Origin of the sequence: Paramicrobacterium chengjingii (assembly GCF_011751765.2) — a bacterium.
Lineage (GTDB): Bacteria > Actinomycetota > Actinomycetes > Actinomycetales > Microbacteriaceae > Paramicrobacterium > Paramicrobacterium chengjingii.
On sequence record NZ_CP061169.1, the window covers coordinates 2,659,991 to 2,677,693 of the forward strand.

The 17,703-nt window shown below is 61.2% G+C and carries 12 protein-coding genes and 1 pseudogene; 3 read left to right on the forward strand and 10 right to left on the reverse strand.

The genetic code is table 11. From position 1 onward, the window contains the following. Positions 1–169: 169 nt before the first annotated feature. Positions 170–1,585 (forward strand): annotated as a pseudogene (locus HCR76_RS12920) (sugar porter family MFS transporter); the annotation flags it as partial. On the opposite strand, the gene HCR76_RS12925 reads toward HCR76_RS12920, so the two are convergent. After that, the gene (locus HCR76_RS12925; protein ID WP_166991169.1) at positions 1,575–2,264 is read right to left on the reverse strand and encodes a TetR/AcrR family transcriptional regulator; all 690 of its coding nucleotides are present in this window, start codon (positions 2,262–2,264) and stop codon (positions 1,575–1,577) included. The pseudogene HCR76_RS12920 and the gene HCR76_RS12925 overlap by 11 nt on opposite strands. A 92-nt stretch (positions 2,265–2,356) precedes the next feature. On the opposite strand from HCR76_RS12925, the gene HCR76_RS12930 reads away from it, so the two are divergent. After that, positions 2,357–5,074 carry an MMPL family transporter gene (locus tag HCR76_RS12930; protein WP_166991172.1) on the forward strand — a complete coding sequence of 906 codons (2,718 nt, stop codon included), beginning with the start codon at positions 2,357–2,359 and terminating at the stop codon, positions 5,072–5,074. Further along, positions 5,071–7,197: a YhgE/Pip domain-containing protein gene (locus HCR76_RS12935; RefSeq protein WP_166991175.1), complete on the forward strand. Its 2,127-nt coding sequence runs from the start codon at positions 5,071–5,073 to the stop codon at positions 7,195–7,197. Before HCR76_RS12930 ends, HCR76_RS12935 begins: the two co-directional genes overlap by 4 nt. Positions 7,198–7,384: 187 nt before the next feature. Here HCR76_RS12935 and HCR76_RS12940 read toward each other — a convergent pair whose 3' ends face one another. The 9 genes from HCR76_RS12940 to HCR76_RS12980 form a co-directional block, all read right to left on the reverse strand. Continuing rightward, positions 7,385–7,663, reverse strand: a complete 279-nt coding sequence (locus HCR76_RS12940) for a WXG100 family type VII secretion target (RefSeq protein WP_166991178.1) — start codon at positions 7,661–7,663, stop codon at positions 7,385–7,387. An 89-nt stretch (positions 7,664–7,752) separates the two neighbouring features. After that, positions 7,753–8,625, reverse strand: a complete 873-nt coding sequence (locus tag HCR76_RS12945; protein ID WP_166991181.1) for a hypothetical protein — start codon at positions 8,623–8,625, stop codon at positions 7,753–7,755. 9 nt (positions 8,626–8,634) lie between these two features. Beyond that, on the reverse strand, positions 8,635–9,216 hold the full coding sequence (locus tag HCR76_RS12950) for a hypothetical protein (protein WP_166991184.1): 582 nt from the start codon (positions 9,214–9,216) through the stop codon (positions 8,635–8,637). After that, entirely contained in the window at positions 9,213–9,839 is a 627-nt protein-coding gene (locus HCR76_RS12955; RefSeq protein WP_166991187.1) for a hypothetical protein, read from the reverse strand. The genes HCR76_RS12950 and HCR76_RS12955 overlap by 4 nt, the downstream gene beginning before the upstream one ends. Positions 9,840–9,869: 30 nt before the next feature. Further along, on the reverse strand, positions 9,870–11,093 hold the full coding sequence (locus HCR76_RS12960) for a putative T7SS-secreted protein (RefSeq protein WP_166991190.1): 1,224 nt from the start codon (positions 11,091–11,093) through the stop codon (positions 9,870–9,872). Positions 11,094–11,121: 28 nt separating this feature from the next. Further along, positions 11,122–11,475 carry a hypothetical protein gene (locus HCR76_RS12965; protein WP_166991193.1) on the reverse strand — a complete coding sequence of 118 codons (354 nt, stop codon included), beginning with the start codon at positions 11,473–11,475 and terminating at the stop codon, positions 11,122–11,124. Positions 11,476–11,482: 7 nt separating this feature from the next. After that, entirely contained in the window at positions 11,483–11,767 is a 285-nt protein-coding gene (locus HCR76_RS12970) for a WXG100 family type VII secretion target (RefSeq protein ID WP_166991196.1), read from the reverse strand. A 101-nt stretch (positions 11,768–11,868) separates the two neighbouring features. Continuing rightward, positions 11,869–16,359, reverse strand: a complete 4,491-nt coding sequence (locus HCR76_RS12975; RefSeq protein WP_198248056.1) for a type VII secretion EssC family protein — start codon at positions 16,357–16,359, stop codon at positions 11,869–11,871. Then, complete coding sequence (locus HCR76_RS12980) at positions 16,356–17,666, reverse strand: RDD family protein (protein ID WP_166991199.1); 1,311 nt, start codon at positions 17,664–17,666, stop codon at positions 16,356–16,358. Before HCR76_RS12980 ends, HCR76_RS12975 begins: the two co-directional genes overlap by 4 nt. Positions 17,667–17,703 lie beyond the last annotated feature (37 nt).

A 17,703-nucleotide genomic window follows, 5' to 3' on the forward strand; every position in this document is an offset into this window, starting at 1 on the left:
CGGTATTGCAGCATTGCCATTCGCGTCGGAGACACGCGTTCGATCACAGCATCCTGCCTCGTTTGCTTGCTTTCGCTGCCGGTCGCAGATGTAGGCTCGTGATGTCGGACGGCGCCTGCCGCCCATCGAATCGTAGGGGGAACGGACGCTCGATCGTTCTCCGAGGGGAGCGATACCGATGTCAGCACAATCCACTCCGTATACGAAAAAGGCGTACGGCCTCTCTATTGCGGCCGCGGTCGGAGGCTTTCTCTTCGGGTTCGACTCATCCGTCATCAACGGCGCCGTCGACGCCGTCGACCACGCATTCTCGCTCGGCCCCGCACTCACCGGGTTCATTGTCGCCGTGGCGCTGCTCGGCTGCGCGCTCGGCGCTTGGATCGGAGGAGGGCTCGCCGACCGGTACGGCCGGCTGCGCGTCATCTTCATCGGCGGCATCCTGTTTCTCATCAGTTCCATCGGGGCCGGCCTCACGCTTGGGCCGTGGGATCTGCTTGTCTGGCGCGTCCTCGGCGGCATCGGCATCGGCATCGCCTCGGTTGTGACCCCCGCATACATCGCCGAGATCTCACCGCGCCAGATTCGCGGCACACTCGCCTCCTACCAGCAGCTCGCCATCACACTCGGCATCTTCGCCGCTTTGTTGAGCGACGCCGTGCTCGCAACCTCGGCGGGCGGCGCAGACGAGCAGCTGTGGATCGGCCTCGAGGCCTGGCGGTGGATGTTCCTCGTCGGCGCAGTGCCCGCCGTCGTCTACATCGTTTTGTCGTTCACGCTTCCCGAGTCTCCCCGCTACCTCTTGGCGAAGAAGCGCGTCGATGAAGCGCGCGCCATCTTCAAGACACTCGTCATCGAGTCCGAGGTCGAACGCAACATCAACGACATCAATAAGGCGATCGAGACCGACGAAAAGAACGCCCGCGCAACCCTGCGAGGTTCTGTGCTTGGCCTCCAGGGCGTCGTCTGGATCGGCATAATCCTCTCGGTTTTCCAGCAGTTCGTCGGAATCAATGTGATCTTCTACTATTCGACGAGCCTCTGGAAAGCCGTCGGCTTCACCGAAGAGTCCTCACTGCTTGTGAGCGTCATCACGTCGGTGACGAACGTCGTGCTCACCTTCGTCGCGATTCTTCTCGTCGACCGAGTGGGGCGGCGTCCGATTCTGCTGAGCGGCTCGGTGCTGATGGCGATCTCGCTCGGCACTATGGCTCTCGCCTTCAGCTTCGCGGCAAAGAGCGGAGAAGATGTCAGTCTTCCCGGTGCATGGGGGCCGATCGCACTCGTCGCCGCAAACCTGTTCGTGATCGGGTTCGCCGCGTCGTGGGGCCCCCTCGTCTGGGTGTTGCTCGGCGAGATCTTCCCGCCGAAGATCCGCGGCAAGGCGCTCGGCGTCGCTGCGGCTGCACAGTGGATCGCAAACTTCGCGATCACTGTCACGTTCCCGTCGATGTCGGAGTGGTCGCTGCCCCTCACCTATGGCATGTACGCCGTCTTCGCCGCGCTGTCGTTCGTCTTCGTCCTGATCAAGGTGCCCGAGACAAAGGGCATGGAACTCGAACAGGCAGAGACACTGTTCACGAAGTAGCCGGGGTCGGCACGGTCGGTTCGGTGAACAGCGCAACGACGCTGGCAATCACGTTGTGCAACTCGGAGTCTGACTGCGCGGGAATGCCTGTTCCTGCGAGCAGACCACGCACGGAGACGTCTTTGTACGCTGTGGTGATGATGCGCACGGCAACCAGAGGATCGACGACGAATCGTTGCCCGAAATTGAGCAGGGTGGTATCGAGAACCTGCGCGAGCTGGCGCTGCATCTCTGTCTCGTGCTCCACGAGATAGCGGCCGAAGTCGGCATTGCGCAGCGCGTGCACGCGAAACTCGGACTCGATAACGCACCATTGCCTGTCGTCGCCCTGCAGCTTGAGAAAGTCGGCGACGAGTCCAGTGATAACGTCGACGCGCTCCGTCATTGACAGTTGCGACAGTGCCTCCCCGTCGAGGCCCGGCAGCACCGTATCGAGGCCCACCTGCACCTGCGCCATTCGTCGATCGTTTTCGCGCTCCGCCAGCGCGACGAAGAGCTCGTTCTTGGTCTCGAAGTTTGAATAGAACGCGCCTCGCGTGAAGCCCGCGCGCTCGACAATGAGCTCGACGGGTGCCGCATCGACGCCGACCTCCGCAAACACGTCATACGCGGCATCGAGCAGGCGATCTCGCGTCTTCTGGCGACGCGCAGACGCTGTATCGGTCGTTGAGCTGACCATCCTGACACCTTCCTGAATTCACTTTGCAATACACGAGTGTATCGAATACATTCGTGTATTGGATACATTCCTGTATCGATTTCTGGAGAACCGTGTCTTCCTTCCTCTATTCCCTCGGCCGCGCTATGCACCGCACCCGCAAAACGGTGATCGGCGTGTGGATCCTCCTCTTGGCAATGCTTGGTGCTGGTGCCCTGCTGTTCAGCCAAGACATGGATAACAGCATCTCAATTCCGGGCACCGAATCACAGCAGGCGCTCGACTCGCTCGGCGCGACCTTCCCCCAGGTGAGCGGCTCCAGCGCGCAGATCATCATCGTCGCCCCCGACGGCGAGAAGGTGACGGATGCTGACATCACCGCACCCGTCGACGAGGCAATCGACACCCTTTCCGACATCGACCACGTGGACTCCGCCGTCTCGCCCTATGACGACACGGTATCTGGCTCCATCAACGAGGCGGAGGATGCTGCGCTGATTCAGGTGCAGCTGGACGGAAGCACCTTCGCGATTCCGGACTCGACGAAGGCCGCCCTCGAGGATGCTGTACAGGATCTCGGCGCGAGTCTTCCCGATGGAGCCGAAACCTCACTCGGTGGCGAGCTGTTCAGTCAGGAAATGCCAGAAATCAGTCTCGTCGAGGGAATCGGAGTGATCGTTGCGCTCCTTGTGCTCGTTCTGACTTTCGGATCGTTCCTCGCTGCGGGAATGCCCCTCATTACGGCGATGGTCGCCGTTGGAGCATCCATGTCGCTCATTCTCGGCGCGACAGCATTCACCTCGATCACGTCGACGACGCCGATGCTCGCACTCATGCTCGGCCTCGCCGTAGGAATCGACTATGCGCTCTTCATCATTTCACGACATCGAGATCAGCTGCGCGACGGGCTCGACGTCGATGAATCGATTGCCCGCTCCGTGGCGACGGCGGGGTCTGCCGTGGTGTTCGCGGGCCTCACCGTGATCATCGCCCTTCTTGGTCTCGGCGTGGCCGGCATCCCCTTCCTCACTGTCATGGGCGTCGCAGCGGCGCTCGGAGTCGGCATCGCCGTCGTCGTCTCGCTCACCCTTCTGCCCGCCCTGCTCGCGATCTCGGGCGAACGGCTGCGCCCAAAGCGCAAGAAGTCAGCAGTCGACGAGGGCACGGCGACGGCGCGACCCAACAGGTTCTTCCTTGGGTGGGTACGCACCGTCACCAAGCGTCCCCTCGTCACGATCATCGCGGTCGTCGCTGTGCTCGGAATCGCGTCGGTTCCCGCGCTCGGGCTCAAGTTGGCTCTGCCCGATGCCGGCGGCCTTCCCAAAGACAACCAGGCGCGTCACACCTACGACCTCGTCTCCGAGAACTTCGGCGAGGGCTACAACGGCATGCTCATCGTCACCGGGCCAATCATCACGAGCAACGATCCGCTCGGACTGATGGAAGACATCGGTGACGAGATTGAGCAGCTCGACGGCGTCGCCTCGGTGCCGCTCGCCACCCCCAACGAGACGGCCGACACGGGAATCGTGCAGGTCGTTCCTGAACACGGTCCCGACTCTGACGAGACGAAGGCGCTCGTTCATGAGATCCGTGCGATGCACGACCATTTCCTCGATGAGTACGATGTCGACCTTGCCGTCACGGGGTTCACCGCCGTCGGCATCGACGTCTCGGCAAAGCTCGGCCAAGCGCTGCTGCCCTTCGGCCTCCTCGTGGTCGGGTTGTCACTTGTACTTCTGACGATGGTCTTTCGCTCCATCGCGGTTCCCATCAAGGCAACCCTGGGGTACCTGCTCTCGGTCGGCGCATCGTTCGGAGCCGTGACTCTCGTGTTCGGCGATGGCGTGTTTGCCGAAGCGCTTGGTGTCGCCCGCACTGGCCCTGTGATCAGCTTCCTCCCGATCATTCTCATGGGGGTGCTCTTCGGCCTCGCTATGGACTACGAGGTATTCCTGGTCTCCCGCATTCGCGAGGACTACGTGCATGGAAAGAGCGCGCGTCGCGCGATCGAGACCGGCTTCACCTCGTCGGCGAAGGTCGTGACGGCGGCAGGTGTGATCATGATCGCCGTCTTCGCAGCATTCGTGCCGAGCGAGGACGTCAATATCAAACCGATTGCCCTCGGGCTCGCAGTTGGCGTGTTCGTCGATGCGTTCATCGTGCGCATGACACTTGTGCCCGCTGTGCTCGCCCTTCTCGGAGACAAGGCGTGGTGGATGCCGAAGTGGCTTGACCGCATTCTCCCCTCGTTTGACGTGGAGGGCGAGGGCCTCGCTCGGGAGCTCGAGCTCGCCGAGTGGCCAGCTCCCAACGCCAACCTTGCCGTTGCCGTCGATGATCTCTCGCTCACGGTGAAAGGCAAGGAGGTGCTTGCCCCAACGAGCATGCGCATCGCACCTGGCGCCGTGCACGCCGTTCGCGGAGACAGCGCACGTGCTGTCACTGCGGCGCTCCTCGCAGTCACCGGAAGGCTCCCCAACGCTATTGGAACTCTGAAGGTCAACGGGTTCGTTCTGCCGTCACGCGCGTCGGCGGTGCGCCGCAGTGCTGGCTACGTCTCGCTGGCCACCTCGGCTCAGCCCATCGCCGACGTGAGATCCGCGCTGGCCGAAAGGCCCCAGCTGCTCGCCGTTGACGGGGTTGACCATGTCACCGAACCCGCACAGCGCGAACGGCTGATGGCCGAGATCGCGCAGGCACGTGCTCATAGCAGTGCACCGACCATCGTGCTGGGCTGCGGCTCAGCATCCGACCTCGATATTGCCGACGGCGAAACGTTCGTCGATAACGTCACCTCTCGCTCACTCGTCTCGGAGGCATCCGTATGAGCAACCGCTTCTCATTCATCGAACGAACCGACAGCACCAAGCGCGTTCGGCCGCTCACTCTCGTGGGGCTGCTGCTCGTGCCGTTCGTCATCGCCGGAATGCTGGTGTGGGCTCTGTGGGACCCGAGCGACCGCCTCGACTCTGTGAAGGCGGCGATCGTCAACAACGATGAGCCTGTCGAGGTCAACGGACAGACCGTGCCACTCGGCCGTCAGCTCGGAGCAGGGCTCGTCGGAAGCGACGACGAAGAAACCAACTACACGTGGGAGGTGACCGACTCCGACGGCGCGAGCGAGGGCCTGAAGGACGGCACCTATGCTGCCGTCGTGACGATTCCCGAGAACTTCTCAGAGGCAGCCACATCGACGGCAGGCGACGCCGACGATGCCGAGCAGGCGGTGATCGATGTCACGACAAGCGAGAACTCTCGACTCATTGATGACGCGGTGAGCCAGGTCGTCACGACGACGGCTGCGAACGTTCTGGGCACCAATCTCACGACGAACTACCTCGACAACGTGTTTCTCGGGTTCAACACTCTGCACGACCAGCTGGGGGATGCTGCTGACGGCGCTACCGAACTCGCTGACGGCACGACCGAGCTGTCTGACGGAATGACCAAGGCGGCAGACGGAGCGGGCGAGCTGGCCGAGAGTTCAGACGACCTCGTCACCGGCGCTCAGGGCCTTGCCGATGGTGCGTCCGGAATCGCCGACGGCGCAGGCGAGCTGACGACGGGCGCCCAGGGAATCGCTGACGGTGCTTCGAAGTCGGCGGCGGGAGCCTCCGCGCTTTCGGGCGGTGCGAGCCAGCTCGGTGCCGGCCTTCAGGGCCTCGTCGATGGACTCAATGCGCTGAAGACCCAAACTGCGGCACTTCCTGGCCAAGCTCAAGGTCTCGCAGACGGAGCCGCAGGCGTTTCCACAGGTGTCAATGGGATCACAACAACGTTGGAGGACAGCATCCAGCCCCTCGTTGATGCATGTTCCGCGGGCGATCCCGAGAAATGCGTGCAGCTTAAGGAGACTGTCGCGGGTGTGACGGAGACCTCGAAGAAGGTTGGGGAGGGTGCGTCTGGGGTCTCTGACGGCATGACCAAGTTCAGCGCTGGCATGCAGCCCCTCGCCGACGGCATCGCGAGTGCGGCAGACGGAGCCGCAGCGACCCAAACGGGAGCGAATGACCTCGCCACTGGAGCTTCAGGGCTTGCAGACGGGCTCTCCCAGCTCTCCGGGGGTGCCTCACAGCTCGCCGGCGGTGCGGGCCAGCTCGGCTCTGGCGCCGAGCAGCTGTCGACGGGTGCATCGCAATACGCGACAGGCATCGAGAAATACACGGGCGGTGTTGTCTCGCTCAGTGAGGCGATGACAAAGCTGGGCGATGGCACTTCCGAGCTCAGCGACGGTGCCGGCTCCCTTGCCGACGGACTTGACCAGGCTGTCGAGCAGATTCCCAATTACAGCGAGTCGGAGCGCAGCTCCCTTTCTGAAGTTGTCGCTGATCCGGTATCGGCCAGTGACGATGAGAGCGCAGCATTCTCCTTCGGCTCCGGCGGCATTCCGCTCTATGCGGTGATCGCGCTGTGGCTCGGAGCCCTCGCCACCTTCTTCCTGCTGCGGGCAACTCCGCGCGCCGCACTCGGCTCCACGCGCTCGGCGTTCATGCTGACTCTCCGCTCTGCTCTGCCTGGACTCGTTCTCGGTGTCGTGCAGGGTGTGCTCGTCTCAATCATCGTGAGCATTGCGCAGGGGATGAATTTCGCCGAAGGTCTGGGGTTTGCCGGAATCGCCGCCCTCATCGGAGCATCCTTCTCTGCCGTCAACCAGGCACTCGTCGCGGTGCTCGGGGGAGCCGGACGATTCATCTCAATGATCGTCGGCATCCTCGCCCTCGCGACGGGCGTGATCTCGACCGTTCCAGGTGTGCTCGATCAGGTGTTCGGGATGCTGCCTGTCAGCCCGGCGCGTGACGCACTAAGCGCCGTGATCATCGGCACTCCGGGTATTGGAGCGGCAATCGTCGCCCTCGCTGTGTGGCTTATCGGGGCCGTGGCCGCGACGACTCTCAGCGTTGCTCTCAGACGCACGGTCTCTTCCCGAAAGCTGACCGCGATCCCGGCCTGACATCAAACTGGTCAACGCGTTCGAGCTGGGCTCCGTGCGCTGGTAAACCAACTCGCCGTCACCCTGTTCACGTCGGAGAGTTGAAGGTTCCAAACCACAAGCACAGGGCCTGAGTCCGGCGCAATGCCGGGCTCAGGCCCTGTGCAGTTCAGATTTAGGCTGAACCGATGAATCGGCTACCGCCGAATCAGATTCCCGTGGCGTCGAAGTCACCGACACTGCTTGACTTCTGGCGAAGCCCGGTGCCCATCTCGTTGATGCCGTTGATCGCCTGGTCGATCCCGCTGTTCAACTCGCGGTATCCCTCGCCGAAGCGATCCGATGCAACCTCGGTAACGAATCCTTCACCCAGCAGGTCTTCGACCTTGCCGAGGAGCGTGTTCAGCTCGGTGCGGATGTTCTCAGCACCGGTGTCGAGCGCTCCAGCCGTCGCCTCGACCTGTTCGTGACTAAAGTGAAAAACCATTCTGGCAACCCCTTCTCGTTATTCTTCAACGTCTGGAATCTAGTTAACCGCGTGAGTCTTATCCTGCCAATGGGTAGGAGTCCCCACCGCTACTCGGGCACTACCCGTTGGTCTCCCGTACCGGCAATTTCACGGAGCATCAACACAGCCACATCCCTGGAGATGCGCCCGTTTTCGTACAGACCTTTGATGCCCAAAAGCGTCCGAGCGCGAAATGTGCTGGCGTCGAAATCGTCGCGCTTGCGCACTATCTTCGCAACGTGCTCACGCAGCTTCTCGTCGAACTCGCGCCCGTCCGGTGAATCACCGTGAATGGTCTGAATCAGCGTCGGTCTCTTCGCTACCCAAAAGTAGAGCGCAAGGTATCCCGCAGCTGTCACTCCGGCGAGCACAACGCCCACTTTGGCACCCGGCACAATCCACAATCCGACGCTTGACACGTGCAGACTCATCACCACGACACCGAGCGTGAACAAGACCGTGTACACGATCAGCAGAAATGGCGAATACGGAAGTGATCGGGGTGAGCTCCGCCTCTCGATCACGACTGAGGCGATCAGCGATGCAACACCGAGAATCCCCGTGATCAATGTGGGCGTTCCAACGTCAAGAAAATAGTCATCCAGATCGGTGAAGGAGCTGGGAAGGAATAACACGCCAACCGTGACGGTGAGCAAGATGATGATGGTCACCACGGCAATCTTCTTTGGCTGGTTCGCGTCCTTGCGGGCGATCGACATGCGCCGGTCAAGATCCGACTGGAGTACGTTGAGGATCTTGCTCTCTGATCGTCCGGAAACCGACGCTTCCAAGGCTGTGAGAAGTTGACGCGGCGACGCCCACTGCGGCAGCGTGAGGGCATGCCGAGTACTCGCAGAGGAATCTGTCGAAACTGAAGCGACGTTCGCGGCCTCCGGCACGTGCCGAAGAACATCCTGCCAATTCGAACGTTCGTCGCTCATAAGCTCCTTCTAGACGGGCGGATCAACGCCAAGGCTACCAGCCAAGGCAACGGCGTCCTCGAATACCACACCGATCATATGGGTGCGTGTGTCGACGATGTCCACGATCACGAGCACCTCATCTTCAACACGTGCGACACGTAAGCTACCGGCCACCAGCGCCTCATCTCCGTCGACCTGGAGAGGAATGGTGTAGGCAACGCTGACGATGCGCTTTCCGTCGACGGCCTCGTGCTCGACAACTCGAGGGAACGAATAGTTGGCGGCATCACCGACGAGCAGCTCCTCCACGGAGGTGACCCCGTCATACTCCATGATGTAGCTGTGTGCGACGGTCTCCGTGCCGAACTCGCGCGTGAAGTACCAAAACTTGCGCGAAGCTACCCTGTGGTGCACGCCGACGACGACTCGCGCCGCTCTCTCCGTGCGCTCCCTCAACTGGGCTTCGCCTGGTAGCCCGTCTGTGGCTTGAAAAGAGAAACCTTTCACCCACTGTTCTGCGTCGACGAACGGACCAGACGGAAATTGGATGGGAACTTCGATCCATGTTTCGTGATCAAAATCGACGTCATTCATGCTCGACGTCGTCATGGTTTCCGCACCCAGTTGAATGTTCCGGCGATGGCGTCGAAGAGTTCGCTCACAATGCCGATCAGATCACTCTTCTCTTCTCCAGTGGGAACGAGCAGAGTCGCGCTGAGCATCAGCGGCGCACGCCCGGTTGATTTCGGTGCCTCAAACAAATGATGAACTGTCAGCGCACCGACACCGACGTCGCCTTCTGGAAACGTCGTCTGCCGTTCTTCCCACCGCCAGATCGCAAGCTCGTTCTCGGTGCGCTCCTCAAGTTCGAACCGCTTCATCAGTCTGGTGCGAAAGTCATCAAGCTGATGCGCCCCGCCGAGAGGCGCTGGCAACACCACCATGGATGCCGGAAGGAGCGTGCCGTCGATGGGTTTGACCGGGAGATAGATCGACGACGCACGGCGTTTCTTCATGTCCATGAACATTCGGTGAGTCAGCGCTCGATAGTACATGTAATCTTTGGCCAGACCGCGAGGCTGAAATACCTGCTTCAGGCTCGCGACGAATGTCTTCTCTGCGTCGTCGTCGACGGCGAAGCGCTTCCACCCCGGCGGGAAGAGGAGCGAGTACGTCACAGACGGTCGCCCTGCCCCGGACGTTGCACCCTTCAACTCTGATTTCAGATCCATGTCGGCCCCGTTCTGACGATGTGGCCCACGTTAGTAGCCGGCGTTCGCCTCGTTGTACGGTCTGTCGAATATGAGCTGATTAGAGTAGTCCCTCGTACTCGTGTAGAGCCCGTTCAACGACGAAGCGTTGTTCACCGCGTCCATGACGGTCTGCGGGTGGGTCAGGCCATATATGTTATGGGCAGCGTTGTTCATCGCCGTCGGCGCTACAGGAACCCGAGGAGTCACCATCCCGAACTCGTTGCGCACCGGGATGCTTCGAGGGCCAGCTGTGGCATTGCGCCAGGCGCCGCTCAGCTCGCTGACGGTTTGCCTGCCAGATCCGCGACCCGCAGCGCGCAGCCCTCCAACCAGGTCGTCGCCGCCTCGTCCCATTGCGTTCACAAGTCCTCGGCCACCGCGCCCGACTATTCGGGTGACACCTCCGCCGAATGGAATGAGGCCGACGGCACCGATTATGACATCTCCCCAGGATCCCTCTCCCTGAGTCAGCGCATAGATATCTCGGCTCAGCTGCACAACAGCAACAACGGTTGTGACGATCAGGATGATGCCCGCGATCGGTCCCGAGACAAAAATCGCAACGACAGCAAGGACGAAGCAGATAGCGTTCAAGACCTTCATCAGGTCGGCGAACCAACCATCGTTATTGTCGGCGTTTGCAATCGCTGTCTCGATGCCCTTAACAGCGGCGTCGTAGCCTTCTTCCCACGTCACATAGTGGCCGTCGAATTCTCCCCACAGTCCTTCGAGCGTGGAACGTGCCGTCGAGAGTGCGGACTCAGCATCGGTCAGATCACTCTGAGCCGATTCTTTCTCAGCATCCGAGGCTTCTTCTTCCCAGATCCAGGTGGTGTTGTTGTCTGAGACTGCGCCCTGGGCATCGTTTCTGGTTTCAGCTGCCGTCGAGACACTGGTCTGAGCAGTCTTGATCTCTTCGACCAGGGGATCGATGTCGCGCTTTGCCGCGCGGAGGATCTCGGCGTACGCGATCAGAGCTTTACCCGTCCCGGTGTACCGTATTCCCGCATCGCTGAGGTCGCTGTGAATGTCGTTGGACGCCTCTCGAACCTTGTCGACGGCCTCACTGATCTGATGTGTGCCTTCGCCGATCTTCTTCAACGCCGTGGCAGTAGTCTCCATCGTCTCGCCGAGCTCTTTAAGGTAGTCACCCCGCGTATCGATGTCATCAGGTTCTCCGTCGAGACGCATGAGCGTGTGGTTCTGCGGAGAGACAATACCGAGACAGTCCATGAGTTGAATTCACTTCCTTTGTCGAAAATCAGACGGCGGCGTACGGAGTGTTGTTGCTTCCGGGCTCAGAGAGTGCAGAATGCTCGCTCGTCTCGAGCTGACTGGCAAGATTCGCGTCGTAATCGTCGTAAGCCGTGATGATGTCGTGAATGTGCTCTCTCAGCTTTCCAAGAGCGTCCGAGAGCTCTGACCGGTTGTCATTCCAGTCCTTCTCGAAGTCATGCACCTTGTTGCGCAACTCTGTGTCGTTGAACGGTGTTCCCACCGATTCCTCGGCGTCATCGTTGCGGTCGGCGACCTCGGCGAAATCATCCACTGCCAATTTGAGGTTGGATTGAACTTCACGCAGATCTTGCATGTTGAGCCAAATCTTGGCAGGCATTACAGGGTCACCCTTCCGCTAACTTGTGGTCGAACTCGCCGGATTTCTCGGCGATGGTGCGCAGTCCAGTCGCCATGTCACCGATTCCGCCAATAGCCTTGATGGTGCCTTCTGTCAGCTGCCTGTAGCCATCCCCGAAGCGCTCCGACGCTACCTCCGTGACAAAGCCTTCCCCGAGCAGCTTTTCTACCTTCGTCAGAAGGTCATCGACGGCGGTCACTATCGACTCGGCCCCGGTATCGAGCACTTTGGCGGTGGCGTCCATCTCGCTGAAGTCCATGTGAAACACCATGACTTGACCGCTCCCCTCTCACTATTGGCACGCTTTACTGTCTACACGCTAACCAAAACTGCCCACTTTGACGATGGGGACTACTCCCCGAAATACTCCTTTTACGGCGAGACAAGCGGCACCTGCACACGCAGGACCTGCCCGTTCTGCACCATGAACCCGCGACCCTCCGGCGACTCGTGCCGAGCAACCCGCGGGAACGGCGTCTTGAAGATCGAGTCACCGTCATGGGTATCCGGTTTCAAGACGATTCCGGCCCTACCCGCTTTCATCTCGCCAATCAGGCCGATACCCGACGACAGATTGGCAACGTCAGCCTCGGTGATCAGAAGGTGGTCACTCCGATTGACTCTCTGCGCGAGAGTCACCAACGGCTTGTCTGCCGCCGACCCGTTGAACTGGGTGAGGTTCTCCACGACGATGACCAATTTGTCTGTGATCTCTTCGTCACTGACAATCTCGGTCAGTTCTTTCACGAGCTCAATGACGTCGTCAGTGCGCACAGCACTGCGTGTCCACTCCATGTCATCTGCGAGTTTCGCACGACGACCGGCGATGTGGAAGAGCTTTGCGCCTGGATCCCACGCTTTGATCGTTCGGGTCAGTGCGCGAAGGGTATTTGTCTTCCCGCTTCGCGGAGGCCCCCCGATCATGAACGTTCCGATCGGCTCGAACCCGCACGGTGCGAGCGTCTCTTCCGAGATGCCCGCGACGGGGAGATCGTTGACCGCATCGGGCATGTCTTCGATCGGTGCTTCCTTCGGCAAGGCACCCACCTCAGGAGCTCTGCCGACGCCCCGCTCGACCAGCTCGGCAGCAAGCGACTCGGTCGCTCGCGTCTGTTCCGAGACGTTTGCCGTTCCGCCGATCACGGCAAGTTGTGTCTCATAGCCGTCGACGACGGCGCGCCCCGGAGGCGAGCTTTCGTCGAGCACGTCCTTTGGCGCACCAAGAAGCTGGTATGACGCTGGGTCGGGCAAGCGCAGAATGGTGCGGCGCTGAATCGCCGCCGAGACAGCGCTCGGAACGCTCCCGCTGCGATCGGCAGTCAGCACGACGTGCATGCCAAGTGGCCGCCCTTCGCCGAGCAATCGAATGAAGGCATTGTAGAGAGGAGCGCGCGCAAGTGTTGTCTCATACTCAGAACGAAAACCGCCGAAGCCGTCGAGCAGTAAGAGTATCCGCGGTTCGCGGGGGACGCCAGCGAGTTCCCGGTACTCGGCGATGCTTCCGGCGTTGACGTTAGAGAATTCCTCTGACCGACGATTGAGCTCGCCGCGCAAAGTCTTCAGGAGGCGGGACACCCGCTCGTAATCGTCCCCGGGCACAACAGATCCGACATGCGGCAGTGCCTCGATCGAGCGCAGCGCCCCGGTTCCGAAGTCCATTCCAAAGACGTGCACTGGGCCACCCTGGTCGCCCAGCACCGAGCTGATGGCCAGCGTACGCAACAGTGCAGTCTTGCCTGTTCCTCCGGTCCCATAGATCGCCATGTGCCCATCGCGGTCTGGAAAGAAGTAGCTCGGCTCCTGAGCCTGCTTTTCCGGTCTGTCACTGACTCCCATCACGATCGCCTCGTCGGAGCGATGCGGCAGTTCAATGAGGTCGTACGTCTCGGGCAAATCGTCAAGCCAGGGGCGGCGAGGTTCGGGAATCCGAGCGTCCTTGGCCGCCGCGACGAACGAGGCAACCATCCGCGTCTGATCGTTCGGACCCAGATCTTCCTCGACTTCGTGGGCGTCGCTTGTGGCCTCCGATTCCCACGGGATGAGAGTTCCGAAATGGAACTCAGCGACGTCGACTGCACTCTTCTCAGGCTCGTCCGACGTCCATCCACCCGCATACCCCGATTGAAACGGAATGAGTCGGCCAGGACCGGTCTTTGCAATGCCTCGACCAGGAATCGTCGGGTCGAATGTGCCCGCGATAGCGTCGCCGACGACGTCCTTCGAATCGCTCTCATCTGCCATGCGCAACGCCACACGCAGGTTCGTGTTCGCACGAAGGTTGTCTTTGATGACACCGGCTGGCCGCTGGGTCGCCATAATCAGGTGGATGCCGAGAGAACGTCCGCGCTGAGCAATGTCAACGACGCCGTCAACGAACTCGGGAACCTCGCCCGCGAGAGCGGCGAACTCGTCAATGACCAGCACGAGAGCAGGAGGGCACTCGGGGTCGCCACGTTTCTCGAGTTCAAGAAGGTCTTTCGCCTTCTTCCGGTTCAGCAAGTGCTCGCGGAAGTGCAGCTCGGCCCGCAGACTCGTGAGGGCACGGCGCACCAGATGCGGGCTGAGATCGGTGACCAGGCCCACGCAGTGCGGCAGATTGACGCACTCGGCAAACGCCGATCCGCCCTTGTAATCGACGAAGAGGAACGTCACGCGGTCAGGACTGTACTCCGCCGCCATGCCGAGCACCCAGGCCTGCAGAAATTCCGATTTGCCCGAACCGGTTGTTCCACCGACGAGTGCGTGCGGGCCTTGTACTCGAAGATCGAGGTGCATCGCGTCGGGAGACCCCTGCCCAATGAGTGCCCGCAGCGTGCCGGCTCTCTTCCTGCGCACGGGTGCACCGCCGCTGCGGTCGATAATCGACGCGTTCTGGTGCCAGCGCTCGAGAGCAGCCTGCGGGTCGTCTGCGAGGTCGGAACCCGTGAGAGAAAGCAGCGACACGCTGCGAGGAAGGTCGCTCGAGTCGGCGATCACAGCACCGGCATCGACAACGGGAGCAAGCCGCCGGGCCAGCACCGTTGCGTAGTGCTGAGAAACGCCCTCGACGTCGACATCGTCAACCGTGCGCCCCTGGCGGACGAAGCTGACCTGAGCGTGGTCAAGGCCGGAAGCCACGTCAACGACGGTTCGGCAGGCCGCGGGCAAAGCCTCGATGGTCGGGGCCATCCAGATCGCGTAGATTCGTGCTTCGGCAGCTCGTTCAATCAGCTGCACGAGTCGCGCGCGATCCACGTCGACGTCGTTATCGATGAACATGATGAGAACGGGAGTCTCTGGCTCGAAGTCCGACTCGAATTTGTCGTCGCCGACCTTGGTGCCACGATGCGCGGCCGACGCTTCATCGGCATGTGGGCCTCGTGCAACATCGCTGGTTCGCAGGTTGCCGATTCTCTCGGCGACAAGACCTTCGAGCAGGTTGAGAAGCACGGTTCCGGTTGCGGGGTTGTCTGCGAGAGGGAAGTCGCCCAACGGATTGTGCGGGGACGTCGTATGCGGCATCCATTTGAGCCATTCGAACTCGCTCGCGATTCCCGTGCTCGTGAGCGCGGCAAATGTGACTTCGGATGGCGAATGCAGGCCGGCGAGCTGAACGCCAAGGGCGCGCACAGTGTCACAGACGGCGCTTGTCGCTCCACAGACTCCAAGCGCGCCCGCGATGTGTGGGTTCTCGACGACGGGAACGTGCGCGATCTGCTCGAACCGCGACCGAAGGGCGTCTAACCGTACTCGGTAGTCTTCAATACCGCCCTCGTTTTCAAGGTCGCCGATCGTTAATCTCCTCGGCATCGGTCCGATGCCGAGGCGCAGGTCGAGAAAGTTCCAGTGTTCGGGACGGCGCGTCCAGAGCATCGGACCAAGTTGCTGCGCCTCATCGAAGATTTCGGCAACAGACGGACTCTCCCGCAGGCGCGTCACGCGTTCCTGAGGCTCTTCGTTCACCAGACGATCTTCCATGGCCTCAAGCTGCAACTCGAAGTCGAAGATCTCTTTCTGCTGCTTCTTCGATGTGCGAGAACTCTGCATCAAGAAGTTCCCCATCATCATCATCGGAGCCATGGCGATGAATCCGAGGCTCAACGGGTTCTTCGTCATCGCGTACATGAATCCGCCCATGAGCACGGGAGCGATCATCATGATCCAGGGGAACGGTCGAGGTTCCTTGTCTGACGGCACCTCCGGTGCGGGCATCTCTTCGCCGACGTACCGCAGCTCCACCCTCGGGGAGCGGTTGAAGCCGAGAAGGCCTCCACGCTCGATGATCGTGCGTTCGCCTGCATCTGTATCGTTGAGCGGAGTCACAGTGATCACCGTGTCTCCGAGCGTCGCTCGACGCCCCTCCATCATGCGCAGACGCGGAACGAGCCCACCATCAACGAGGATGCCGTTCGCTGAGTTGAGATCGACAATCTCGGTTCCCGCCGCCGTAATCTCAATGCGCGCATGCTTCTTCGAGACCATCGGGTCGTTGATCGTCACTGTTGCGTCTGCGTCTCGCCCGATCGTTCCGCTGCCTTCGGCGAGCAGGGTCTCGCGACCGGCATCCGGCCCGCTCAGAATTGTGAGAACTGCGGCGGCTGTCTCGTCTGTGCGAGTTGCTGCGTCGACGACAGAGACGTCGAAACCAGAGCCCAGCGCTGACTCGCCGATCGGGCTGTCGGGGTCGAGCGTCACGCGCTGGCTGCCATCGGGAGACGATACAGCCATCGTGACGTCGTCTGTTGCCCACGGCGCGAGCGCCAGGTTCGGATCATCGTGCAGGAATGTGCGCGCGACGTCACCGACGGTAGCCGTTGAGTCTGCCGTCACGACAACGTCTGACGTAGCACCGTTCTCACGGCGAAGGACGAGCTTCAGCTTCATGACCGCGCTCCCTTCATGAGAATTCGAAACTCACAGTTCCCGCACCTGACGATGCTTCCGGTCAGCCACGTTGGCACGAACGGCTCAAGTGCCCGTTCGCTGCCATCTGCCTGAACCATGACCGTTCCGTTCGAGGATCCGCGGTCTTCCACCCAGACGCCGCGGGCTTCGGCTCCGAAGAGGGCGTGCGTCTTCGACATCGAGTGCGACGGGTCGTTCACGGCGACGAGGTTTACTTGTTCGCCGTCGCGGGCCTCCGGGTTACGCCCGACGATGACGGGCGCATCGGTAATTCCAATGGAGACTCCCCCGCCCTCGACAATGTATTCGATCGATTCCGGTTGCGGTGCGTGGTGAGAGGCCGCACTATCGTCGGCGGATGCCGTGGCAGAGATTGTCGCTTCAGAGTCGACAGGCACCTGGGCCGTAGGTGTCGATGCTTCAGGCGCCGACGGCGCAGGAGCGGGAGGCACGCTGACCGCCCAGTCGTCTCGATTGTCGCCCGGCGGGAGAATCGGGTTCTCACCGACGACGCTCAGCCGAGAGCGCTCACCTGGCGCAAAGTGACTGTCGGTCGCTGTCGAGTCGAGTGCCGGAAGATCCGTTTCGACAATTCTCTCGGGACGGGCAATGCGACGTTCTGCTCGGCGCAGATCCTTGAGGTCCAACGGATTGAGTCCCAGACGAATGTCGACGACCCGACTCTTCGACACTCTGTCGAGCCAACCGATGCCTCGCTCGCTCCACAGCGATGAGCAGAGAAAAAGTGCGGGTCCGATCAGCGGAAGCACGACGTTTGCAGTCTGCAGAATCAGAGTACGCAGTACGATGCGCCAAAATCCGGGCTTTCGCATCTTCACGACGCTCACCGACCGGATGCCAGCCAATGCCTTGCCGACCGTCATCCCCCTCAGCCCGTGCAGTGCGACCTCGACGATGATGAAGATCCAGCCGAGAAGCATGCCGCCCAGCATGACGATGACAAGAAGCAGAAAGTTCGGCTGCTTCGTGAATACCTCGATGCCGGGCCTCGCCCAATTGGCGCCGGTAAGCAGAAACCACGCGGCCGTCAGCCCGGGAGACGCAACGATCAGATAGCAGACGATGTCCGAGAAGTACGCGAGGGAGCGTCGGCCAGACCTCGCCGGTACGATGCCGAGTTGGTCGGCGGTGAGCAGCGCTTCAGCATACTCTTCACGATTACGGGCGCGTTCCGCGGCTTTCTCTGCTGCAGGATCCCTCAACGTCATCGCCTGCACCTGCTGCTCAGCCTCACGCCGAGCACGACGACCATCTGCAACCGTCACTCATTCCTCCCCGAGCGACGCGCTCAGAACACTCTGG